This is a genomic window from Leisingera sp. ANG-DT (assembly GCF_000813785.1).
Taxonomy (GTDB): Bacteria; Pseudomonadota; Alphaproteobacteria; order Rhodobacterales; family Rhodobacteraceae; genus Leisingera.
The window spans coordinates 1-23,689 of the sequence record NZ_JWLE01000041.1 but is presented as its reverse complement, the minus strand read 5'-3'; the positions used below and the strand labels follow the sequence as shown (position 1 = coordinate 23,689).

Annotated in this window: 21 protein-coding genes; 18 read left to right on the top strand and 3 right to left on the bottom strand. The window is 59.9% G+C overall.

Annotated features, from left to right (window positions below; translation table 11 throughout):
- Positions 1 to 268: 268 nt before the first annotated feature.
- From RA21_RS20645 to RA21_RS20625, 5 genes are all read left to right on the top strand, one after another.
- Entirely contained in the window at positions 269 to 637 is a 369-nt protein-coding gene (locus RA21_RS20645; RefSeq protein ID WP_039152286.1) for a helix-turn-helix domain-containing protein, read from the top strand.
- A 268-nt stretch (positions 638 to 905) separates the two neighbouring features.
- Complete coding sequence (locus RA21_RS20640) at positions 906 to 2,828, top strand: site-specific integrase (protein WP_241483539.1); 1,923 nt, start codon at positions 906 to 908, stop codon at positions 2,826 to 2,828.
- A gap of 1 nt (position 2,829) precedes the next feature.
- A complete protein-coding gene (locus RA21_RS20635) occupies positions 2,830 to 4,188 on the top strand; it encodes a hypothetical protein (RefSeq protein WP_039152282.1) in 1,359 nt (452 codons plus the stop codon).
- 299 nt (positions 4,189 to 4,487) lie between these two features.
- Positions 4,488 to 4,877: a hypothetical protein gene (locus RA21_RS20630; protein ID WP_039152281.1), complete on the top strand. Its 390-nt coding sequence runs from the start codon at positions 4,488 to 4,490 to the stop codon at positions 4,875 to 4,877.
- Complete coding sequence (locus tag RA21_RS20625) at positions 4,874 to 5,284, top strand: hypothetical protein (protein WP_241483538.1); 411 nt, start codon at positions 4,874 to 4,876, stop codon at positions 5,282 to 5,284. Before RA21_RS20630 ends, RA21_RS20625 begins: the two co-directional genes overlap by 4 nt.
- A 541-nt stretch (positions 5,285 to 5,825) precedes the next feature.
- Here the strand turns inward: RA21_RS20625 and RA21_RS20620 are convergent.
- Positions 5,826 to 6,509 (bottom strand): GntR family transcriptional regulator, encoded by a 684-nt coding sequence (locus RA21_RS20620; protein ID WP_241483537.1) that lies wholly within the window; start codon positions 6,507 to 6,509, stop codon positions 5,826 to 5,828.
- Between the two features lie 96 nt (positions 6,510 to 6,605).
- Positions 6,606 to 7,331, bottom strand: coding sequence for a maleate cis-trans isomerase family protein (locus RA21_RS20615; protein WP_039152277.1), 726 nt, complete (start codon positions 7,329 to 7,331; stop codon positions 6,606 to 6,608).
- A 164-nt stretch (positions 7,332 to 7,495) separates the two neighbouring features.
- Here RA21_RS20615 and dctP point away from each other — a divergent pair, with 164 nt between their 5' ends.
- The 5 genes from dctP (at position 7,496) to RA21_RS20590 (ending at position 12,473) form a co-directional block, all read left to right on the top strand.
- Positions 7,496 to 8,500 (top strand): TRAP transporter substrate-binding protein DctP, encoded by a 1,005-nt coding sequence (gene dctP, locus RA21_RS20610; RefSeq protein ID WP_039152276.1) that lies wholly within the window; start codon positions 7,496 to 7,498, stop codon positions 8,498 to 8,500.
- Between the two features lie 62 nt (positions 8,501 to 8,562).
- Positions 8,563 to 9,168: a TRAP transporter small permease gene (locus RA21_RS20605; RefSeq protein WP_027234977.1), complete on the top strand. Its 606-nt coding sequence runs from the start codon at positions 8,563 to 8,565 to the stop codon at positions 9,166 to 9,168.
- 4 nt (positions 9,169 to 9,172) lie between these two features.
- On the top strand, positions 9,173 to 10,468 hold the full coding sequence (locus tag RA21_RS20600; RefSeq protein WP_039152273.1) for a TRAP transporter large permease: 1,296 nt from the start codon (positions 9,173 to 9,175) through the stop codon (positions 10,466 to 10,468).
- 49 nt (positions 10,469 to 10,517) lie between these two features.
- On the top strand, positions 10,518 to 11,675 hold the full coding sequence (locus RA21_RS20595) for a M24 family metallopeptidase (RefSeq protein WP_039152271.1): 1,158 nt from the start codon (positions 10,518 to 10,520) through the stop codon (positions 11,673 to 11,675).
- A 3-nt stretch (positions 11,676 to 11,678) separates the two neighbouring features.
- The gene (locus RA21_RS20590) at positions 11,679 to 12,473 is read left to right on the top strand and encodes a carbon-nitrogen hydrolase family protein (protein ID WP_039152268.1); all 795 of its coding nucleotides are present in this window, start codon (positions 11,679 to 11,681) and stop codon (positions 12,471 to 12,473) included.
- A 185-nt stretch (positions 12,474 to 12,658) separates the two neighbouring features.
- On the opposite strand, the gene RA21_RS20585 is transcribed toward RA21_RS20590, so the two are convergent.
- Positions 12,659 to 13,294 carry a TetR/AcrR family transcriptional regulator gene (locus RA21_RS20585; RefSeq protein WP_019294437.1) on the bottom strand — a complete coding sequence of 212 codons (636 nt, stop codon included), beginning with the start codon at positions 13,292 to 13,294 and terminating at the stop codon, positions 12,659 to 12,661.
- 145 nt (positions 13,295 to 13,439) lie between these two features.
- On the opposite strand from RA21_RS20585, the gene RA21_RS20580 reads away from it, so the two are divergent.
- The 8 genes from RA21_RS20580 to RA21_RS20545 all read left to right on the top strand — a co-directional run bounded on the left by RA21_RS20580 (position 13,440) and on the right by RA21_RS20545 (position 21,704).
- Positions 13,440 to 14,834, top strand: coding sequence for an aminotransferase (locus RA21_RS20580; RefSeq protein WP_039152266.1), 1,395 nt, complete (start codon positions 13,440 to 13,442; stop codon positions 14,832 to 14,834).
- A complete protein-coding gene (locus tag RA21_RS20575; protein WP_039152265.1) occupies positions 14,831 to 15,850 on the top strand; it encodes an agmatine deiminase family protein in 1,020 nt (339 codons plus the stop codon). The genes RA21_RS20580 and RA21_RS20575 overlap by 4 nt, the downstream gene beginning before the upstream one ends.
- Positions 15,843 to 16,724 carry an N-carbamoylputrescine amidase gene (gene aguB, locus RA21_RS20570; protein ID WP_039152263.1) on the top strand — a complete coding sequence of 294 codons (882 nt, stop codon included), beginning with the start codon at positions 15,843 to 15,845 and terminating at the stop codon, positions 16,722 to 16,724. Before RA21_RS20575 ends, aguB begins: the two co-directional genes overlap by 8 nt.
- Positions 16,725 to 16,750: 26 nt before the next feature.
- Positions 16,751 to 17,605, top strand: coding sequence for an ABC transporter permease (locus RA21_RS20565; protein ID WP_039152261.1), 855 nt, complete (start codon positions 16,751 to 16,753; stop codon positions 17,603 to 17,605).
- Positions 17,602 to 18,420: an ABC transporter permease gene (locus tag RA21_RS20560; protein ID WP_052257734.1), complete on the top strand. Its 819-nt coding sequence runs from the start codon at positions 17,602 to 17,604 to the stop codon at positions 18,418 to 18,420. The genes RA21_RS20565 and RA21_RS20560 overlap by 4 nt, the downstream gene beginning before the upstream one ends.
- Positions 18,421 to 18,431: 11 nt before the next feature.
- Positions 18,432 to 19,526: an ABC transporter ATP-binding protein gene (locus tag RA21_RS20555; RefSeq protein WP_039152259.1), complete on the top strand. Its 1,095-nt coding sequence runs from the start codon at positions 18,432 to 18,434 to the stop codon at positions 19,524 to 19,526.
- A 27-nt stretch (positions 19,527 to 19,553) separates the two neighbouring features.
- On the top strand, positions 19,554 to 20,600 hold the full coding sequence (locus RA21_RS20550; protein WP_039152258.1) for an extracellular solute-binding protein: 1,047 nt from the start codon (positions 19,554 to 19,556) through the stop codon (positions 20,598 to 20,600).
- A 66-nt stretch (positions 20,601 to 20,666) separates the two neighbouring features.
- Complete coding sequence (locus RA21_RS20545; RefSeq protein ID WP_039152257.1) at positions 20,667 to 21,704, top strand: agmatine deiminase family protein; 1,038 nt, start codon at positions 20,667 to 20,669, stop codon at positions 21,702 to 21,704.
- Positions 21,705 to 23,689 lie beyond the last annotated feature (1,985 nt).

Genomic DNA, 23,689 nt, shown 5'->3' with positions numbered 1-23,689 from the left:
AAAATCTCTGACGACGGACAAGGGGACCCTTCGAACTGCGCTTCATGCTTCATGCATAATCCTCCGTTTCGGAGGAAATAGTCCCCTGCCTTGTCGTGAAAAAACGCCTTGCATAGCGACAGCATGAGTGAAGGCATCACGGCAAATGTGTCGCACGCCAATTGATACCTCTAATTGAGCCGCGGCACCTTTGCTCGTTTCACCCCCGATTTCTGGATTACATGCGCGGGGACTAATTCCTTCTCAGGAACATTATTAGGAGGAAAAAATGATTTCCGTGGAAAGAGTTGCCAGACATTTCGGGCTAAAACCGGACACGGTCCGGCGCAAGATCAAGACCGGTGCAATCGATGCGGTTCGGATCGGGCAGAACTTCCGCCTGGCCTGGCCTGACGTTTGGGCCTGCGAGGAAGGGCCAATGCCGAAACGCGCGCGTATCACGCGTTACCAGGATGACTTGCTGAGCAAGAAAGACATAGCCGCAGCCCTCAGCGTGAGCGTGCGCACCGTCGAGCGCTGGATTGAGAACGGGATGCCCACGCGCAACGTGTTCGGCGCTGTGCGCTGCAATCCGCATGACGTCACCGACTGGCTCAAGCTTCAGGGTATAGACCTCCCGGGGGAGTGGTGGACGTGAATCTGGTTGCGTATCGCACAGGAGCGATAGGCATTCTCGCGACAGGGGCTGGATGGCTTCGCCTGTCGCACAACCGTCCCCGAACATAAATCGGCGTTATGTTTGGGGGCGATACTGCGAAACGCAGAAAAAAACCGACAGAATGTGCGAAACCTCCCGCCGGGCGCGATCTCCTGAGAGGACCAATTGAGGTTCATGGTCTGGGCCGCTCGAGCCGCCTTTTCGTTTGAAGGCGGCCCGCGAAGCCCCGACATCGGAGATCGAGAGAATGAAACACGACCGGAAACTGACTACCGTAACAGACCCGACGTTCACGGACTTTCTGAATTGGGCAAAGGAAACAAGCGAACACCGCGATACCGTTTACGAGATCGAGAAGGTTGCCGCGCGGCTCGATCTGACCAAAGAGGAGTTGGATCTCATCCCAGCTGATCTCGCCTACTTTGAAAAGGTGATCGCGCCGTCCGCCTACGGCGCGGTTTCGCGGTCAAAGGACCTTGATAAAGCCCGCAAGCGCGGCAACTCCCGCGTTCGTAGTGCCCTCGGACGTTTCCTCGTGGCGCGCGGACACCAATCCACCAACGCGGCCGTTCGCGCGAGCTACGATCAGGCTATCAAGTTCATCATCAAGAACGAGGGGTTCGTCGACCGCGGCGCACTCTTCACCACGCGCGCGCACAAACCGTTTCTTTTGGTCCGCGCGCGGGCTCGCCTTGCCTTGTCGGACCTCGACCAAGAAGAATTCAATCGGCTCTGGCTCGATGCGACCCCGGATAGCCGCAAGTCGTTGCGGAAATTCGCGCAGCGAACTGCCGAGCTTCGCCGCGGCCACAATTTGTGGCCTGAACTTGCCGATCTGTTGCCGCTCCAAGACTTCGTTGTGCCAGAGTCGTCGGACCGAGCCCGACGCGTTGAATGGCAGTCGCTGCCTGCTCCCTTCCGCGCGAACGCCGAGGAGGTATTTCGCCAGACGTTGCGCCAAGCCACCGATCTCAAAAAGTGGGCCAAGGAGCAGTTAGACCTTGGACGATCTGCCGTCGAAATCGACGCTGAAGTTGCCGCGCGCGCGGGCAAGAAGAAACGCCCCCCGAAGAACATCGACACCGCGTTGGCCGGCTACCGGCAAGCGACAACCTGGCTGCTCCGGGAAAGCTACTCGTCTGAGAGTGGCTATGCCGGTCTCACGACGTTGCGTGATCTCTTTACAACCGATGCGCTGGAAGCAGCCTGCGAGGCGCAGATCGCCCGCAGCACAGCGGCCCTGACGCTCAAGGATGCAGACGAAAGCTCGACGCTTTGGTCACGTTTCACCAATCTGACAACGATCGCTCGGCACGGACTGCGCGATCCCGAGGTTCTTGCCCTGATTGGTCTCGTCCGCATGTTTTTTGCGGAATACGTGCTCGCGCCCGACGAGATGACTGCGGATGCCGAGGCGATCTGCGACCGATTGCGTAAATCGCCGCAGCTTGCGGCTGCGTTCGTGCACGCGCCCTCGCGACTCTCCGTCATCTCGACCAAGGAACTCGAGGCTGCATCAAGCGACACTGCGCGAGAGCGCGCTTTACGACTCTCCGCCTGTGCCGCAGCATATGCCGTGCAAGTCAGCCGGGCGCTCCGCCCAGCCAACCTGTTCATGACCCGCCGCACGGCAACGCCCGGATGCCCACGGAACCTGACCTGGATCGTGGACAAGGAGCATGCCGAGATCCGTTTCTCGGGCGGAGAGGTCAAAAATGGTCAGACCGTGATCGTGAACGTGCACGGCGAGGATGCGCATATTCTCTGGGACTGGGACCAGATTCATCGTCCAGAGCTCATGAAGATTCGGGGCATCGAGTCGTCCCCGTATCTCTTTCCCGGCAGCGCGGCGCCGCGCTTGCGCAAGGGGGCATTGAACCTGCCGAAGGGATGCATGTCCGTCGCCTCGATCATGGAGCTGTGGGACCTCGGGGATCGACAGCTGGGACTCGGGCTGACGCCGCACCAATGCCGCCACGCACTCGCGACCCTGATGCTCGCTGTGAAACCGGGTGATTTCGCAAACGTAGCCTCAGTTCTGGCAAATACCGAACAGGTCGCGCGACGCCATTACGGCAAGGACAGCGGTGAAGCTGCTGCGGTGGCCGTCCGCGAAGCCTTGCTCGCGCAGCACCCCGACATCTTCGCTCGCATGAAAAGGAGGGCCTGAAATGCGGACTGAACTCGCAAAAGTCTTGAAGGATGCTCCGGCCGCAGTGCGAAACGCGATGATGGAGGACGCAGACAATCTCGCGCCCGGCGCGGCTCACGTCATGGGGCGCTTCTGGACGGCCGTCCGCGCAGGCCAAGGCAATTGCGCCATGCCGCCCGCGAGCGCCTACAGAGCTGCCGCCGCCTCAGAGTCCACGTTCCGGTGTCTGCTGCGCGCACTCGCGTCATACGCGCCTCACGTGAGCACAGCGTCGGCCAGAGGCGTCAGCGACGAGTGGTATGCTCTTCGCCCCAAAGCGGCTGCACAGGCAGGGAAAGCGGTGGCGCAGCCTGTCGGAGCAAACTGGCCTGCATCCTGGTGTGAAATGCTGCCGGCACTCGAAGCGGCATCGATAAAATCCAGTAGCCGCAAGCGTTACATCGCGAGCATCGACCGGTGCGCCGCCATCGTCGCAGAGGGCCTTGCCGCAGAAGCTCACGGCTTCATCGCCGCATGCGAGTTATCTGAGGCGTTTCTATTTCACCCCGACAAAAATCGGCGTGTGAAACCTGTGACGGCCGCCAACTACATCGACGGGTTGATCGCCTTGGGGGCAATGGGCGGCATTGCGGAGGACAGCCTGACCGCCATGCGGGTGATCGTTTGCGACCTTCGCGCCCAGGCTGAACTGGAGGAGAAAAACAAGCAAGAGCGGTTGTCCAGGTTGATGGAACGGGGAGGTTACGCGCATGTCGCCGACAGGATCGGAGACCTAAGGGCATGCGCCCAAGAGCTTCCCGCGCATAGCGCCGTCCGTCGCCGCTACATGCAGCAAGTGGTCGTCTGCGCCGTCATTCTCAACAAGCCACCGCGCAAAGGCGATCTCGTCACGTGGCGCTTCGGCGAGCAGATCGTCCGAGAGATCGACGGCACCTGGCGCGCGAACTGGCGGCAAGAGAAGACGGCAGCCGTTACCGAGACTGGCGCACTCTGGCCCGAGATCTGCGATCTTCTCGATGAATGGGCGTTGGATGGGCGTCCGGACCGACTGGTTCACATCCGCTACCAAGAACTCGTCGGGCAAAACTGGCTGTCGCTTGGTAAGGAGGAGCCATATCGCAACCTGCCAACTGAGCTTACCAAAGCCGCAATCGGCGTGCCGTCGCACGATCTTCGAACGCTCGCCGCCGACTACATGCGTCGTCACGATCCGGCTCATGCTGCGGATGTGATCGCAGCTCACCTCGGACACGATACGCGTCAAGCCGGCAGTGCTTATCGCACCGATTGCGAAGGGGCAGCTGGCCAAGTGGTCTGGCAGCAAGCTCGGAAAACAATTGCGGCCCATCCCAAAAAACTCCTTCGGACAGGACGATAATGAGCCGCTCTGCGGATGTACTACAATATCACTCGCCCATGCCGACACCTGTTTGGGAAGCGGAGCAAAAAAAGCGGCGCGCAATTGGTCCTTCGCTGCTGCGGAATGCGTCCGTCCAGCAAATTATGCAAGCAGGTGAAGCCGTAACTGTCTTGATCGCCGCCCCTTTGCTGAGGGCGCGATCAAGACAGCCACCCCAACTGACATGAGAAAGGGAGACATGACGAGCGAACGCAGACCGGAAGCGCGGTCTGCCCTTGACCGGGGATTGACCCCCGGGTTCTCGAAGGAGACCAACCATGAACCACTACCCCAACATGCGTGCCGCGCTTCAGGCCGCAGAACTCCGGCAGAAGTTTACCGACTGGCTTCGCACCGATGCGGACAGGCTTGTTTCCGCAGCTCAACTCCTCGGGGGCGCCCCTTGGGAAGATCGGGCAATGTCGGTCATCGACGCCGTCGTTTGCGGTGTTGAACCGGAAGAGCTGGAGGCCGACTTGGTGGACCTGCTCCGCCTTCTCAACCTCGAATACACCGACGAACTCGACACGCCGGAAGCGGAGTTCTTCTTGGCCGTGCATCCCGACGATCCTCGTGCGGACGATGCGCGCCTCTGCGCCGAGGGCCTCGAACGAGGCCTTAAGGCGATACGGGCGCATAGCGCGACTCTGGTCAAGGAGGTGGCATGATGGACAAAATCAGCGACTTCATTGCGGAAGCGCTCGGCCACTCCCGCGTGGTCCGCAAGTGCCTCGACGGCAAGATCATACCCTTGCTGGAGCCACGCCATCGCACTTTCGCTGGTGGAATCAGCCGGCGGATCGGCGAGCGTGTAATCATCACCGAGGAGTTTTTGCGGGACCTGGAGGCATTCATTTCGCTTCTCGACGAGCAGGCTGAGAGCGAGACCTCCTACGCATGGCGCGGCCACGAGCACGATCCGGATTGCGGCTATCTCGTCCCGGTCCGCTCCCAAAGTGCTTCCGCGTTCGTCACTCTGCTCGACGCTCTCGTCGATCTCGCTACCTCCGTCGAGGCCGCCCTCGATGCGGCCGAAGCCTACAGCATGGCCAACGCCCTGTTCGAACGGCCATAGGCGCAAGGCGGCGAGGTCGCCCAGATCGCACCGTGCGCGATATTGCGGCGGCCCAGGAACAGTTGCACCAAGTCCTCGGTGCTCAAAAAATGGCGGAGCCAGGCGATCGGCTGGCTCTACCAAAAGATGTCAAAATAGTCTGCATTGCACATCTACGCCGCCGATTTCTCCTGTCGGCAGTGATTAAGAAAGCCTCACCCGATCAGCGTGACCGACGTCGCCTGGACGGACGGTTCCCCCAATAGGAGGTGTCCGCAAATCGTGCTGGTCAGCTATGCGGACCTTTCTGCCATTCGCTGCTACTGCTCAGTTTCCACAGCAATTGCGAAGCCATGATGAAGGACGGGCGGAAACCGGAAGTTCGCCGCAACAGCAAAACTGATAGCTACGTCTCGCAATACCCGACCTTCAACGCAGCAAGAACTCGACGCATGTTTACTTTAGAATTGAACTGACCGTTTGGGCAAAACAAGCCGGTGTTTCGGGGCAAATTGGCGTTTCCCGGAAGGGCTGGCCGCCTGTCTGTCATTGGGCGAACCCGTTAGGTCTGCTTAGCGGTTTCTTTGAACAGGTACTTCTTGATGCGGGCATACCCGTACCCGATGTGAATCCGCTGCACGTAGCCGACAGCTTGAATGTCCCGCTCAGCCAAAGCCGTTTCAAGATCCACAAGTTCAGCAATCAGGGCATCGGCAACTTCCGGTCCGGCACCGTCCACGACCCTGTGCCACGTGCTGGCGGCCTGATAATAGGCCTGCGTCCAGAACGAGCGAAGGACTGAGTTTCCGATCAGATCGCTGATCAGCGTGTTCAGCTGATCATTCACGATGACATATTGCCGTGAATCGACTTGCCCGCCGAGTTGATGCGCCTGGGCCAGCAAACCGCGGGCACGTTCGAGATGGCTCCCCTCGACTTGCGCAGGTGCTGTTGCCCCGATCAACCCCGCCAGATGCAGGCGCATGTCATAGACGTGTGTGATCTTCTCCGGCGGCAGTTCCATGACCACATTACCGACACCGTTGATGGTTTCCACCAGCCCCAAGTGGTTGATCCGGCTGATGGCGTCGCGGACAGGCGTGCGGCTGACGCCGAATTCGTCAGCCAGTTCCGCCTCTTTCAGCCGGTCGCCGGGCGTGTAGTCCAGAAAGCAAATCCGTTTCAGGATCAGGTGCTGAATATCCTCAACACCCGGTTTGCGGCCGCCCCATCCGGGAGGGGTCATAGATGTCTCACCAGATGCCAAGAAAACTCCCCTTACGGCGCGGCTGCGGTTGCCGGAGTCATATCAAGGCAGCCTGCGGCGCAGAAGGACATAATTTCAGTGATCCCGTAATAGCTGCCCGTATCCGGAAATGCGGTCCTGGATGCCGGCCAGACGCAGAACGTGCCACATCATCGCTTGGTTGGAGCAGATCACCGGCTTGCCCAGTTCTTGCTCCAGTTGGCCGGCGATCTCTAATGACCGCAACGCACCGCAGCTGATGAACAGAGCATCGCTGTCTGGCGTGTCTGCCTCTTTGGCAAACTCGGCCAGATACTTGGGGCTGACGCGGATCATTTCACTGTCCTTCTCCAACTGCAGCCCTTGGATCTGCGTCACCCGAAATCCTTCCTTTTCCAGGTATTGGACTTCCTGATCGTTGATCTCGTCCAGGTAGGGCGTGGCAACCGCAACCCGTTTGGCGCCGACAGCGCGCAGCGCCTCAAGGACGGCGGTGATCAGGCTGGTCGCCTTGGCGTTTGGCGCGCCCTTGTTCAGTTCCGCAGCAACCCGGTCTTCTCCGATAACCAGACTGCCGGAAGTGCAGCCGTAGCAGATCACATCGAGGCTGCCATCCGGCAGCAGCGTTGAGGCAGCGCGGGCCAGATCCCCGGCATGACGGCTGAGGCTGTCGACCGTGATGCTGTCCCCGATCCAGGCGCGGGCGAAATGCACTCCAACCCCGTCGGGGCGCAGGAGGAACATGTCGTCCTCAATCGTCTGTTCCGTGGCCAGCAGGACAAAGCCGATCTTGGCCCGGTGGTGGCGGCCTTTATCAAACATTTTCTCTCCGTGACTTGAGGGTGGTGCATGCAGCATGTCAATTTTAAGGCGTAATTTTGGAAGAAATCAAGTATTGACGCAATAGCTGTACACAGCTTAGCAAATTGCAAGGCTGGAGTTTCGATTCGAGCCGCGACTGAAACACGAACAGGGAGGAAACCTTCGTGGGGATCGCAACATTGATCAAAGCGGGTGCCGCGGCGGCTGGCGTTCTGGCTGCCACGCTGCCTGCGGCGCGGGCTGAAGACATCATTCTGGGTCATGTGATGGACACCCAGCACATCTTCCATCAGGTATCCGAGCGTTTCTCGGCACGGCTGGAGGAACTGTCCGGCGGCACGCTGAACGTTGACTACCATCCAGGCGGCGACCTGGGGGATTGGACCTCGATCGTCGAGCAGGTGTCGCAGGGCGCGGTGCAAATGACCATGTCTTGGAACCATTCCGAACTGGACCCGCGCTGGGATGTGTCGGTGCTGGGCTATGTCGCCAGAGACTGGGAAACCGGGCGCGAGGTTTATGGCCCAGGTTCGGTGATGAACGGGGTTTATGACGGCATCATGAACGATCTGGGCATGGTGCTGCTGGGCACGATCCCGACCGATTTCACCGGCTTTGTGGTGCGCAAGGGCGTCGATGTGCCCACCAGTTTCCCGGAAGAGGCACAAGGCTTCAAGATGCGGGTGCCGGGCATGCCGATGGCGATCGAGCGTTACAAGGCAACCGGCTTTGCCCCGGTCCCTATGGCCTTCAGCGAGGTGCATACAGCCCTGCAGACCGGAGCCATCGATGGCCGCGCCTATTCACCGCCGTCCGAGGTGCTGCTGTTCAAGGATGTGGTCAGCGCCTATGTCTTCACCCGCGAGAACTTCGAGCACACTTTCTGGACAGCCAACAAGCGCTGGTTCGACAGCCTGAGTGAAGAGCAGCAGGGCTGGATTCGCACCGCCGCGGATGAGGCGGTGAACTGGGCCTGGGAAAACGCTGAGGCCGAAAGCCCCAAGTGGTTTGCCCAGATGAAGGAGGCCGGCATCGAGGTTGTCGAGCTGACACCTGAGCAGCTGGAGTCCTACCGCCAGCAGGTGACCGCAGTGGAATACCCCTACATGGAGCAGATCATCGGCGCCGACGTGATGGGCCAGATCAAGGCTGCCGCGGGCACCAACTGATCCCCGCTTTCCCGTGCCCGGGGGGCTGCCCCGGGCACTGCACCGGCTGAGGAGGACGGCGCATGACCAAAGAACTTTTGCACACGGACAGCCTGGACAACGTCCTGACACCTGAGCCGATCATGCCGGCAGGCAGCGATGCTGCGGCACCGGTTTACCGCGGGCTCGGCGTTTTCTATGCGGCTGAAGACAGGGTTGCCCTGCTGATGCGGGTGATGCTGTTCGGTGCGATGATCTCGCTGGGGCTGCTGATGGCAGCGCAGGTGTTCATGCGGTACGTGATCTCCTCGCCCTTTCTGGGGATCGAGGAACTGGCGCCGATGCTGGCCCTTTGGATCTACTTTATCGGCATGGCCTATTGCACCCGCGAGCGCGACCACATCGAGGGCGGCGTGCTGACCCTGCTGACGCAGAGCCGCAAGACCCTGCTGGCGGTGCGCCTGTTCGGCACCCTGGCTTGTCTGGTGACGGTTCTGGTCTTTGCCTGGTTCGCCTGGGATTTCGCTGCCTACAACCTCTCGCTGAACCGCAAGAGCACCTACATGCGGCTGCCCAAATACATCTGGGATTTCAGCATGGTCTCCGGCTTTGCGCTGATGATCCTCTACCTGGTTCTGCAATTTTTTCTCGAAGCGCGCGCGCTTGTGACCGGACAGGGCGGAGACTGACCTCATGACCTTCTTCCTCATTGCCTTCCTGGCCATCATCTTCCTGTTGCTGATCGAGGTTCCGGTCGGGTTCGCCTTCGGCGCCGGGGCGCTTGGCTACGGGCTGATGTCCGGCACCAATATCTCCTTCCATGCCGGCTACGGCTATTCTCAGGTCAGCGCTTTCTCGCTGCTGGCAATCCCGCTGTTCATCCTGTCGGGCACGCTGATGGGCGCCTCCGGCATCTCCGAGCGGCTGTTGAACTTCGTCAATTCCTTTGTCGGCCGCACCAAGGGGGGCTTGGGCGCGGTGACCGTGCTGACCTGCGCCCTGTTCGGAGCAATTTCGGGCAGTGCTTCGGCCGCCATCGCCGCCATTGGCAAGATCATGGTGCCGCGGATGATCAAGGAGGGCTACCCGCCAGGCCATGCCACCGCGCTTGTTGCTGTGTCCTCGGTGCTGGCGCTGATGATCCCGCCTTCGATCCCGATGATCGTTTTCGCCATTGCAATCAGGGAGTCCGTCGCCAAGTGCTTCCTCGCCACGATGGGGCCGGGCGTGCTGCTGGCACTGATTTATTGCGGGCTGAACTTCTTCTTCCTGCGCAACAACCAGACCATCACAACCGCTCCCAAGCTGCCCTTGCGCGAAACCCTGGCCGAGGCCGCAGGCACCGGCAAGAAGGCCAGCTTGGCAATCATCATGCCGGTGATTGTGCTGGGCGGGATCTACAGCGGTATCGCCACCCCGACCGAGGCGGGTGCGGTTGCGCTGGTCTACACGCTGATCGTGGGCATTGCGATCTACCGCTCGCTGCCGATGCAGTCGCTGTTCAACTCCACGGTTGAAGCCGCGCGGCTGACTGGCGCGATCCTGATGGTGCTGTTCTTCCTGTTCGTGATGAGCCGCGGCATGGTTCTGGCCAAGGTGCCGACCCAGTTTGCCGATCTGCTGCTGACGATTTCCGACAACAAGATTGTCATCCTGCTGCTGATCAACCTGCTACTGCTGATCATGGGCATGATTATCGACGACGTGTCCGGCGGCGTGCTGGCAGCCATCATCCTGCTGCCCGTCACTCAGAAAATCGGCCTGGACCCGATCCACTTTGCTGCCATCGTCGGCACCAACCTTGGCCTGGGCAACATCTCTCCGCCCTGCGCGCCGCTGCTCTACATGGCTGGCGGTGTGACCCGCCAACCGCTGTCGGTCTATGTCGGCCCGACGATGAAGTTCCTGCTGCTGGGGCATTTGCCGATGGTCCTGATCGTGACCTTCGTGCCGCCGGTAGCCCTTTTCCTGCCCGGGCTGCTGGGCTGATTTGCCCGCTGTCCGCCATTCAATCCACCTAACAGAAGGAAGTCAGCACATGCTGGAAGAAGCCAAGAAACGCACCCTCATCCTGCAGGACCGCATGCGCCAGGCAGGTATCGGCAAAGCGGTGTTCACCGATGAAAGCTCGATCGCCTACCTGGCGGGCTTCTGGGGCTATCTCGGGATCGAATTCGGCCGTCCCTCGATGCTGGTGGTCGATGCGCAGGACGCGCCGGTTGTCATCACCCCGCTGATGGAATCCGAGATGGTGGCGGAAATGACCTGGGTCGAGGATGTGCAGACCTGGGAAGACATTGGCCCGCGCAGCTGGGGCCGCGCCCTGGCCAATGCCTTGGGCGAAAGTCCCAAGGAGATCTGGATCGAACGAAGCACCATTCCTGCAATCGTGCGCAACCACCTTGATGACACCTATCCCGGCGTGCCGCTCAAGGATATCTCGCCGGTGCTTGGCGCCATGCGCACTATCAAGACACCGTTTGAAATCGGCGTCATGAAAGAAGCCGGGCAGATCGCCGGCGCAATGATGGCAGCGGCGCATGACAGCCTGCGGGAAGGCGCGCGGGAGTACGAATCCGCGCTGGCGGTGATCGAAGCAGGCTCGCGCAAGGCGGCCTCCTTCTTGACGGACAAGGGCTGGGACCGCTTCGTCTCGCCGATGATCCACAACCTGCAGATCCTGCAGAGCGGCACCGATGCCTCGATGGTGCATCGCCGTGCCAGCGTCAAACCCTACGAGAAATTCGACCCGGTTTATTTCTGTTTCTGCAACATGGCGCAGTTCAAGCAGTACAAGCTGGGCTTCGACCGGATGTTCCACATCGGCGATGTGACCGACCAGGCACGTGATGTGCAGGAGGCTGCCATTGAAGCGCAGCAAGCCGCGATTGCTGCCATGCGCCCGGGCGTTTTGGCCGAGGATGTCGCCGCCGCGGCCAATGAGGTCTACCGCGCGCGCGGTTACGAGACCGGCTACCGCACCGGCCGTTCCATCGGTGTCGCCTATCTGGAGGCACCGGAGCTGAAGGAAGGCGACAAGACTGTTCTGCAGCCGGGCATGACCTTTGCGGTCGATGGCGGCATTTCGGTGGACGGCGTGACCGCGGGCCGGATCGGCGACTCGGTTGTGGTGACTGAAACCGGCATCGAATATATCACCAGCTACCCCCGCGAAATCCTGCTGAGCAAGGGCTGAGCCATGACAGGCAACCTGAATATCGCAGTTGCCCAAAGCCCTGCGGACCTCGACGGTCCGCAGGCGCGGCTGGCTTGGTTAGGCAACTGTCTGTCCCGGCTGCAAGGGCTGAACACCGATCTGCTGGTGCTGCCTGAGCTGTTTCTGACCGGATATAACATCGGCAGCCGGGTTTCGGACTGGGCGGAACCGGTGGACGGGCCGTCGGCGCAGGTGATTGCGGAACTCGCCCGGGCGCACCAGGTGGCGATCCACTACGGATTTGCGGAGCAATCTGGCGGTGACCTGTTTAACTCAGCCTCGTGCATCGGCAAGGATGGAAACCTGCTGGCAATCCACCGCAAACTGCTGCTGCCTCCTGGCTTTGAAGGGGACCATTTCAGCCCTGGCGAAACCTACACGCTGTTCGAGCTGGAAGGGTTCAAAGCTGCCACACTGATCTGCTATGACGCCGAGTTCCCTGAAACCTTCCGGGCGGTTGCCCAAGCCGGGGCAGAGCTGGTTCTGGTTCCCACCGCTTTGGGCGCGCAATGGGGTGTGGTGGCAAACACCGTCATCCCTGCGCGCGCGTTCGAAAACGGGGTGTTCGTTTGCTACGCAAATTCCTGCGGGCATGAAAATGGCATGGACTATTTCGGGGGCAGCTGTGTCGTCGCGCCCAATGGGCAGGACTTGGCCAGAGCAGGGACGGGCGAAGAATTGTTGAAGGCACGCATGGGAAAAGGCGCGGTTCCAATGGCCCAATCCCGGTTGCCATACCTGACCGACCGGCTAAAACTCCCCGATCTGATCAACTGAAAAGATGAATGGAACCTGGCGATTGGCCATTTGTGCAACAAAAGAGGTTTACTGACTTCGAAATGGCTGAACTGGCGTACTGAATGGGAGAGTCTCCAATCGGACCGTGTCAGCCAATTCGTTTGAGTTTTCCTTCAGCACTTCGGCAACCGGAAACTGATCGTGGCAGTCATACTTGAATGAGATCAAAAATGATCTGGGAATAAGCTCTTTGCAATGTAAAGGCAGGTGCGCTCTGCCTTGCTGCGGTCGAATTCTTCTGCATGCAGGTGGAAGTCAGTCCACGTTCCCTCAAGGAGCGCTATCAGGCCGTCAGTTGCGAGTTCTGCGTCGGCATCAAGGTAATTCCCCTCGTCAATAAGAGTTTGGCAGAGCTCAATCATTACATCCCGCAGGCTCGCATCCCTGGAATCGATAGACTTGCGGTATTCCGGGTTCGAGTAAACCTCGGAGCGGAAGGCGAACCAAACAGCGACGTCACGCCGGTTCAGAAAGTCCGGGGAAAGATCCAGCTGGATGATCCTCCTCAGTTTTTCAGCAGCGGGCAAGTCCGGGTCCAGGGCCACCTTGTTCCAGCGTTCGGAGTAACTGTTCGACAAGTCTTCGGCGACAGCCAGCAGAAGGTTTTCCTTGGTCTTGAAGTGCAGGTTGATCATGCCCCGCGACAGGCCTGAAATCTCCTGGATTGCGGCAATGGTTGCGCCCCGGAAGCCGTGTTTGAAAATGGCTTCCGCGGCGGAATCCAACAGGTGGCGCCGATTCTTCGACTTGCTGAATTCCCTGGCATTCAGCCCTTCCTCATGCTGGCCGGTATCGCTCACGTCTCCTCTGGACCTCTCTGCATTGAGTGAATGACCTTGAGTTTCCAATGACTTCCCACAGCCAAAGCCTAAAGGCAAAAGCTTTTGTTGACTTTGAATGTATGTATGTTCAGATTGTGATAAATGTTACAACACAGGTAAGGTCATGACGCTGCTGAATACCGATTTCGAAACCGTCCGCGATTGGGACAACGGGCATTTTGTTCATCCGTGGGAGGGGATGGCCTATATCGGCCAGAATGACAGGACCTTCACCGAAGGCGGTGAAGGCATCTATGTCACGACGGAAACGGGCGAGCGCCTGATCGATGGACCGGCAGGCATGTGGTGCGTGCAGATCGGTTACGGAAACACTGAGATCGTCGATGCAATGGCGGAGCAGGCGCGCGAGCTGGCTTATTTCTCGCCATTCAACAACGCGAACTCGACCTCCGCACGCCTGGCCCACGAAATAGCCAAACGTACGCCGGGGGACCTGAACCACGTGTTCTTCACGACCGGTGGTTCGACCGCCGTGGACAGCGCGCTGCGGTTCATCCAGTTCCGTAACAACATTCTGGGACGGCCGGAAAAGAAAATCGTCATCTCGCGCCAGAAGGCTTATCACGGCTCGACCTATCTGGCGGCCTCGTTGAGCGGCAAGGAGCGCGACAAGGGCTGGCTGGATCAGGCGGAGCATCTGGCTCATTTCTTGCCCAACGTGAACCCTTATGTCCGCGCCGAAGGCCAGAGCATCGAGGCCTTTCTGGATGAAAAGGTGGCGGATCTGGAGAACGCCATTCTGCAGATCGGCGCCGAAAAGGTGGCGGCATTCATTGCAGAGCCAATCCTTTGTTCGGGTGGGGTGATTGTCCCGCCGGCGGGCTACCACAAGCGCTGCCTCGAGGTGTGCCGTCGGCATGACGTGCTTTACATCTCCGACGAAGTTGTCACCGGTTTTGGCCGCATGGGCCACTGGTTCGCTTCGGAAGCGGTGTTCGATATCGTTCCTGACATCATCACCTGCGCCAAGGGCATGACCTCAGGCTATGTGCCGATGGGGGCCTGCATCATCTCGGACCGGCTGATTGCCGACGTTTCCGGTGACAAGTCCCAGGACGCGACCTTTTCGAACGGCTTCACTTACTCGGGCCATCCGGTCAGCGCAGCCGCTGCGCTCAAGAATATCGAGATCATCGAACGCGAGGGCATCCTTGAGCACGTGCAAAATGTCACTCCCCATTTCGAAGCACGGCTCGGAGCCCTCGCGGACCTCCCCCTTGTCGGCGATGCGCGCGGCAAGGGGCTGGTCGGCTGTGTCGAGTGCGTGGCTGATGCGTCGGCCGACGATGTGCTCGCACTCGACAAGACCGTGGGCGCGATGATCGATGCGCATTGCCAGGAAAACGGCCTCATCCTGCGCCCGATCATCAACATGTGCGTATTCTCGCCGCCGCTGGTGATCACGGATGGCCAGATCGACCAGATGTTCGACATCCTGGAGGACGGCATCCGCAAAACAACCGACGATCTCATCAAACAGGGGGTGAACCTCGCATGACACAGTACCGCATGCCTCCCGAGTGGGTCCCGCATGAGCGCACCTGGATGGCCTGGCCTTGTGCCGAAGGAACCTTTGGCGACAGCCTGCCGCAAGTGAGGCGCGAATATGCTGATGTCGCCAAGGCCATAGCGCAGTTCGAACCTGTGGCCATGCTCTATGACCCGGAAAACGGCGATGGGCTCGAAGCGCTTGAAGGCCAAGCCAATATTGAGCTGGTCTCTTGCCCGCTGGACGACAGTTGGCTGCGCGACAACGGGCCGACCTTCGTGCTGGGCGACGATGGCTCGCTTGCTGGTGTGGACTGGACCTTTGACGGCTGGGGCGGTGATTGGCCCCACGAGAAAGATGCCAAGGTTGCCTCCCGCGTCATTGAGCTGGCGGGGGCAAAGCGGAACCCATCTGCCATGATCTATGAGGGCGGTGCGCTCAATATTGACGGCAAAGGGACGTGTGTGGTCACGCGGCAATGCTATGAACACCGCACCCGCAATGGCGGGCCAAGCCCGGAAGAATTCGAAGCAGAGTTGTGCAGGCAACTGGGCCTGTCCAAGGTCATTTGGCTGAACCGCACGCTGGAGAATGACTCGACCAATGGCCACGTCGATGTCGTTGCGGCTTTTGTGCCCGGCGGCGTCCTCTGCCAGGTCAGCGCCGATCCGGAGGATTCCGACTATCAGAACCTGCTGGACAACCGCGCCATTCTGGAAGCGGAGACTGATGCGGCAGGCCAGCCGCTGACGATTTTCCAGGTGACCTCGCCGCCTGTAGACCGCAAACCGGACGGCAGCCGCCGCTTTCTGTCGTACATCAACTTCTATCTGGTGAACGGCGGCGTGATCGTCCCGCAATACGGTTTCCCCGAGCACGACCAGGAGGCGCTGGACGTCCTGTCCAGCCTGTTCCCGGACCGCATTGTCGTCGGCGTTCTGACCAACGCGATTGCCGATGGCGGCGGCAACATCCATTGCATCACCCAGCAGCAACCCAAAGCCGGAGCCCCCGTCCATGCGTAATGTAACCCTCGCTGCCACCCAGATGAGCTGTTCCTGGGACAAGGAAAACAATATTGCCAAGGCTGAGGAGCTCGTGCGCGACGCAGCCGGCCGCGGTGCCAATGTGATCCTGATCCAGGAACTGTTTGAGACGCCCTATTTCTGCATCGAACAGGCGCACAAACATTTCGCGCTGGCCAGCACTGTGGAAGAAAACACGGCAATCCGGCATTTTTCCTCCGTAGCCAGGGAGTTGGGGGTGGTCCTGCCGGTATCCTTCTTTGAACGTGCCGGGCAGACCTACTTCAATTCGTTGGCAATGATTGACGCCGACGGAACGGTCATGGGGATTTACCGTAAGTCGCATATCCCCAATGACGTCGCTTACCAGGAGAAACAGTTCTTCAGCCCCGGCGATACCGGCTTCAAGGTCTGGGATACAGCCTTCGGGCGCGTGGGCGCGGCGATCTGCTGGGACCAGTGGTTCCCTGAAGCCGCCCGCTGCATGGTGTTGCAGGGTGCGGAAATGCTGCTTTATCCCACCGCCATCGGCTCCGAACCGACCCGCCCGGATGCCGATTGCATTCCCCATTGGCAGACCGTGATGCGCGGCCATGCCGGTGCCAACCTGGTGCCGGTCGTTGCCAGCAATAGGGTGGGCGAGGAAGTCGCCACGGAGGACGATAAACTGCGCATGGCCTTCTTCGGCGGCTCCTTCATCGCCGACCAATTTGGCCAGAAAGTAGCCGATGCCGAGCGCGAGGACGGTGTGGTTCTGACCGCGGAGTTCGACCTGGATGCGGTGGCCGAAACGCGCCGCTACTGGGGGGTCTTCCGGGACCGCCGGCCGGACCTCTATGGCGCGATCAGCACCTTTGATGGACGCACGGGCTGACGGCCGGAGGGAGAAGCAAGGTGACTTTGGACAAGAATGCCAGACTGGGTCTGCTGCTGGCCACGCCGACGACGCTCTATGTTCTGTTGCTGATTGCGGCGCCTGTGGGGATGACGATTGCTTACTCCTTCTGGACCCAGGAATTCGTGGATGTGACGCGCGACTTCACCTGGGCCAACTACCGGGAAGTCTTTACAGACCCATTGTACCGCACGCTGATCTTCCGCTCGGTCCGGATCGCCGCGATGGTGACGCTGCTGACCGTTCTGCTGGCTTACCCTGTGGCCTACCACATCGCGTTCAATGTCAAGAAAAACAAGGCGATGTGGCTGTTCCTGGTGACCATCCCCTTCTGGACAAGCTACCTGCTGCGGGTGTTCTCTTGGAAGCTCATCCTTGCACAGAACGGGGTGGTCAATTCCGCGCTGCTGTGGCTCGGTGTCATCGACAGCCCCATCGACACTCTGCTTTACAACTCCGAAGCCGTGGTGGTGACTCTGGCACACGCCTGGGCTCCCTTTGCGATCCTGCCAATCTTTGTGTCACTGGAAAAGATCGACCGCAGCTATTTGGAGGCGGCAAAGGATCTGGGGGAGGGGCCGGTGCGCAGCTTCCTGCGGGTGACCCTGCCGCTGTCGATCCCCGGCATCATCGGTGCCAGCATGATCATCTTCATTCCCACCGTTGGCGATTACGTCACCCCGGCGCTGGTTGGCGGGTCGGACGGCGCAATGGTCGCCAACATGATCCAGGTCCAGTTCGGCAAGGCCAACAACTGGCCACTGGGGGCGGCGCTGGCGCTGTCGGCCGTGGTCTGCGTGACAGGTGCTGCCTGCCTGCTGGTGCTTGGCCTGAAACTGATTGAAAGGAGCCTGAAATGAACCGGGTTGTTGCCGTTCTGTCGCGGATTGGCAGGCTGCTGCCCGCCTATGCGGTGCTCTATATCGGGTTCCTGTACCTGCCGATCCTGCTGCTGCCGCTGTTTTCCTTCAATGACTCCAAAGTACTCGGTTTCCCGCTGACAGGCTTCACGACAAAATGGTACGCGAGCCTGGCTGAACAGACGGCCCTGTTTGACGCTTTGAAAAACAGTCTGATCGTGGCCGTTGTTTCGGCGGTGGTGGCCACCAGCCTGGGCACGCTGATCTCACGCGCGATCACCAAGCACCGCTACCCGCTGCGCCGGACCAGCCAGACCATCGTCATGGCACCGCTCGTGATGCCCGAAATCATCATCGCCATTTCGCTGCTGATCGTGTTCCTCGGCATCGGGATCGGCACCACGCTGTTCACCGTGATCCTGGCCCATTCGCTGCTGACCATTCCGTTCTGCGTGTCGATCATGACATCAGCCTTCGGCCAGTTCGATGATGCTCTGGAAGAGGCCGCAGTTGACCTCGGCGAAACCTCCTGGGGCGCACTGCGGCGGGTGACGCTGCCGGTTGTCTCGCCGGGGATCATTTCCAGCCTGCTGATCAGCTTTACGGTCTCCTTCGATGAGTTCATCTTGGCCTTCTTCCTGTCCGGCAACAGCCCGACGCTGCCGGTCTATATCTGGAGCCAGGTGCGCTTCCCGGCGAAGCTGCCGAACGTGATCGCGCTCGGCTCGCTCCTTATCCTTATTTCCATTCTGTTCCTGCTGGTGGCCGAACGCTTCCGCCGCCGCAGCGAACGTTTCACACAGCAACCTGAGTAGGACCTACCGGCATGGACCATAAGATCGCCGTCAATATCGCCAATGTCAGCAAGTCCTTCGGAAGCTTCCAGGCTGTAAGGAACGTGAACCTGCAGCTGAAGGAGGGGGAGTTCTTCTCTCTTCTCGGCCCCTCGGGCTGCGGCAAGTCCACGCTGCTCAGAATGATCGCAGGCTTCGAGGAACCGTCGGAAGGCACCATCTCCATCGGCGGTCTGCCTATGGCCGGGATTGATGCCAACCACCGGCCAACGAATATGGTGTTTCAGAGCTACGCCATCTTTCCGCATTTGAACGTCGAGGAGAACATCATCTTCGGCCTGGCGCGCTCCGGTCTGAGTCGATCAGAAAAGCGGGCCAGGGCGGAAGACATGCTGGCCAAGGTCGGCCTGGAGGGGCTGGGCCGGCGCGCCGCGCATGAGCTGTCCGGCGGCCAGCGCCAGCGGGTGGCCCTGGCCCGGGCCTTGGTACTGGAACCCAAGGTCCTGCTGCTGGACGAGCCGATGTCGGCGCTCGACAAGAAGCTGCGCGAACAGATGCAGATGGAGCTGCGGGCATTACAGCGCTCGGTTGGGATCACCTTCCTGATGGTAACCCATGACCAGCATGAGGCGATGACGATCTCGGACCGCTGCGGCGTGATGTTCGAGGGCAAGCTCGCACAGGTTGCCACACCGCACGAGCTCTATCAGAAGCCCAACACCAAACAGGTCGCGGATTTCATCGGCGGGATGAACTTCTTCGATGCCAGCATCAAGGCCAATGGCGGTGAAAAGCTCGAGGTCGAACTGCCCCGGTTCGGACAGCTTTCGGTGGACGCGCATGGCGTTTCGGATGGCGTTGGAGCCGCAGTCACGATCGGCTTGCGGCCGGAGCGCGTTCATGTCGGCAGCAACCGTCCTGAAGGGGCCGATGTGGCGGTTCCGGCACGGGTAATCGACCGGGCCTTCTATGGCGAAACGATCCACTATTACCTGGAGTTGGAGGGCCGGGCTGACCCCCTGGTCGCTTCGGTCACCAATTTCGACCGGGCCGATCAATTTGAAATTGGCGATTCCGTGTGGTCGGGCTTCCGCGGCGGCGCCGCCGTGGCCCTGCCCCCGAAATAATCGAATAACCTGAGAGGAGGACTACCAATGAAGCTTACGTCTCTTTCGGCCGGACTGGCCTTTGGCGTAATGGCAGCCTTTGGCGCCAATGCAAGCGAGCTCACCGTTTTCGACTGGTCCGGCTACGATGATCCCGGCTTTTTCAACGCCTACGTCGAGAAACACGGCAGCGCGCCCGCGTTCTCCTTCTTCGCGGATGACCATGAGGGCTTCAACAAGCTGCGCTCGGGCTTCAAGGCCGATCTGGCGCACCCCTGCAGCGGGCTGATCGGCAAGATGCGCGCTGCCGACCTGATCCAGCCGATCGACACCGCCCGGCTGGAGGCCTGGGACGAGCTGCTGCCGACGCTGACCAAGCTGCCGGAGGTCTCCTCGGACGGGCAGGTCTGGATGCTGCCGTTTGACTGGGGCAATACCGGCCTTGTCTACCGCACCGACCTGGTTGAAGGCGATATTGACCTGCAGAAACTGGCCGACCCGGCACTGGCGGGCAAGGTGTCTCTGCCCGATGTGGTTGAGGACGCCTACGGCTTTGCGGCGCTGGCCGTTGGCGTCAACGACTGGAGCGAGATGACCGATGAGAAGTTCCAGGAGGCATCGGATTTTCTGCGCGCGGTGCACAAGAACGTGCGCTTCTACTGGAGCGATCAGGGGCAGCTGGACGCCGCCATCAAGTCCGGCGAGATCCACGCCGCCTGGGCTTGGAACGCCACCGAGCTGGCGCTGATGTTCGACGGTGTTCCGGTGAAACTGGTGCGCGACCCTGAGGTGGGCGTTGCCAGCTGGGCCTGCGGCTATGTGCATCTCAAGGATGGCGAAGGCAGTGATGAGGAGGTGTATGACTTCCTCAACGCGCTGTCGGATGCCGAGAGCGGTAAATACCTGATCGAGGCTTGGGGCTATGCACACGCCAACGCTGGTTCCTATAGGATCGCCGATCAGGAGGCTGTGAGAGCTTACGGCTATTCCGATCCCGAAGGCTTCATGGCTGAAAGCCTGTTCGGTTTCCGCGTGCCCAACGAGATGGCTGCGAAAATGCTGAAGGAATTCGAGCGGATCAAGGCCGGTTTCTGATCCGGCCGCAGATCACCCAATGGCGGCGCCAGCGCCACCGCAACCCTGCCACCACATGAGAGATCCATGGTAAAAACACCCTACGCTGACGGTTTCCGTATGCCTGCCCGGTTTGCACCCCACGCCCGCACCTACATCGGCTGGCCGACCGAGCTGAACTACCGAAGCGACCTGGCGCGGTCCCGGGCGGAATATGCCGGTGTCGTCCGTGCGGTGGCGGAATTTGAACCGGTGACAGTGATCGCCGACCCCGGTGATGCGGCCGCCGCGCGGGCCGAGCTTGCGGGCTGCGGCAATATTGAGATCCTGGAAATCCCGATCAACGATGCCTGGCTGCGCGACAGCGGCTGGATCTTCGTCAAGAACGGCGATGGAGAGGTGGCGCTGGTGCAGTTCCAGTTCAATGGCTGGGGCGGCAAATTCGCCTGCGACAAAGACATGCGCGTTGCGGAGCATCTTGCGGAGCATCTCGGCATCCGGCTCTATCATGCGCCGTTCATCTGCGAAGGCGGCGGCATCACCGTCGATGGCGAAGGCACGCTGATCACAACCGAACAAGTGATGCGCAACGCCAACCGGTATAACGGTGTGTCACGGGAAGAACTCGAAGGGTTGCTGCGCAGCTACCTCGGCATTGAAAAGGTCATCTGGCTGGGGCTGGGGCTGGTAGAAGACGCCGGTACCGATGGCCATGCCGACAACGTGGTGGAATATCTCGCGCCCGGTGTCGTGCTGGCCCAGACGGTAACCGATCCGTCAAACCCGAACTATGACCTGTGCCAGGAAAACCTGCGCCGGATCAAAGCGGCGACAGACGCGAGGGGGCGCAAGCTCGAAGTGATCGAGATGCCGCGCTTGCCCTACACCGATCCGGCCCATGGGGAGCCCATGCCGGTGCCCTATGTGAATGCCTACGCGGTCAATAATGCGCTGATCACCCCGATGCTGGGAGGGGCAGATGATGGTCAGGCGCGTGCCGAATTGGAAGGGCTTTTCCCTGGCCGCAGAATCGTGGGCGTGGACAGCACCTTCATCGCGCTCGATGGCGGCGGTATCGGCTGCATCACACAGCAGCAGCCAGCCGGTGCTTTGGCTGCGCCATAAGGCGCTGCAGGGCAAAATTAGTGAAAGCTGGCCTCGTAAGGGGCCAACTTGACTTGGTGTTTGTCTCACGCGCATCGGTAAGTATGGGCACTGACCCGGGTCTCGCCGCAAGCAGCAGCAAAGTCTGTTTTTGAGACGCTGCACAGCGGCGTAAGGAACTTCGGCAAATGGCAGGTTAGGGCCGCCTTGTACGCTCAGGTATCCACGAGTGTTTTGCCATTTATTGCCTGCCGCGTCAGATCAGCGAACGAATCCCACAACAATGCCGATGATGACACCGATTGCGACAATGGTCGCCCATATCCAGTGTTCGGTCAGGATCTCAAGCAGAGCGACAGGGTGAATGCCAAGGCGATCCCGCCGATGAGACGCGCCATCTCGCCCGCCGCACTGGTCGCCCATATTCAGTGGCGAGCTAACCACACCTCCTAAACGAACGGCTCCGGCATAATCGGTCGGCGAACGCGCACATTGCTTGAGACTGTAAGCTCAGTGACATCAATTACCTTTATTACGCGTGTGCCTGCTGCGTCTGCATAACGCCGTGACGACCGTAAGAGTACATCCTTGCAGGAATTTTGGCGGTCAGTAATCAAACTGGCCGCCAGCACAGGCGAAACCATCAGTGGCAATCGAACCACGCCATGGCCGTCGCGATCACGTTGTCATAATCTCCAGAAAATGCCTCGCGCATAAATGCGTCACGTTCCGACACTGAGATGCCAGCGCATTGCGCGGCACGCCGACAGCGCCCAACGATCGCTGGTGCCGAGCCATCTTCTCCAGTTAGCTGAACTTGGACGCGGGGATACTTCGGGGTCATGATAATCTTTCTTTGTTGTTGCTGAGGGCATCTGCCCCGAACAGCAAATGGGTCGATCTGCCGTGACCGAAAAATTCGAGGGGTAACAGGACATCGCACGGCGGCCCCTTAGGCAGAAATCCTGGTGGAGATGCTCGAGGGGCGGCCTTAACGTGCTGAGGGTTGATCCCGGCCGTCGCGGTCGCCCTCTGTCAGCGTGGACGTTTTACGCGCTGGATAAAATCGATGAGTTAACTTGATAACTGCGCTGGGCACGGAGTCCTTCGCAGGAATCGACCGACCAAAACGAAATGCGGACCCTGAGGCTTCAGGCTGTTGTTGAAGTAAAGTACCTTCAATTGAGAGCAACCGCATCGTCTGGCTCCACCTCCCGTTCCCAGCTCTCCATGCTCTCAGCTTCCGGGTCGGGCGCGGACATGTAGTCGTTCTCATTGGGATAGAGGCTGGTCTCCACAAGCCAGCGACTCGGCAGACCGGCCAATCCCAGAGATGCGACTCGGTTTTGGAGGGTAACGAAGCTTTGCGCGCCGGGTTAAGTGAGGTCCAGAAGCTGACCTACTGCCGCCTTTTGGTAATGCAATACGTCCATCTTGATGCGACGGCGTCGGCTTGCTCGTCCTCGGTTCTCAAACCAGCACATGATTGTGAACCAACTGAACCGGTTCAAAGCGCATCAAACCGAGACAGGTCCAAAGTCTGCGTTGTTACCCCACTCCCAAAACGGTTCGAGCGGCGCAGGCAGACAACGACCTCGAGGAAAACGTCTTTGCCGTAACGCAGTCGCAGGAGCTCCATTAGGCGTATGACGAAGTATGCACTCAATGATTTGATCAGGATTGACTGAGGCCTTTGCCACCTCCCCCAGCCTTACCCTTGAGGTGATAGCGGAGTGCTCCACGGTCGATTCCTAAGGCCTCTATTCGCAAGCCAACGTTTCCGCAGTACCCCCAACATACGGATCGCACTTACGAACCGTCGCAGCCAATACTGTAGCAAAAAGCGTAGCAAAAACTGTAGCAGTTTTAACTCTTGAGCATAGTATATTCGATATTTTTATGCTAAAACAGGCCCTTAGATAAAGATCATGGCCTGTGAATGGTGCCCGGGGGCGGTCCTAAGGGCGGTGTTGACGGGGTTCTAGGCCCGTTACAGGCACTGCTTC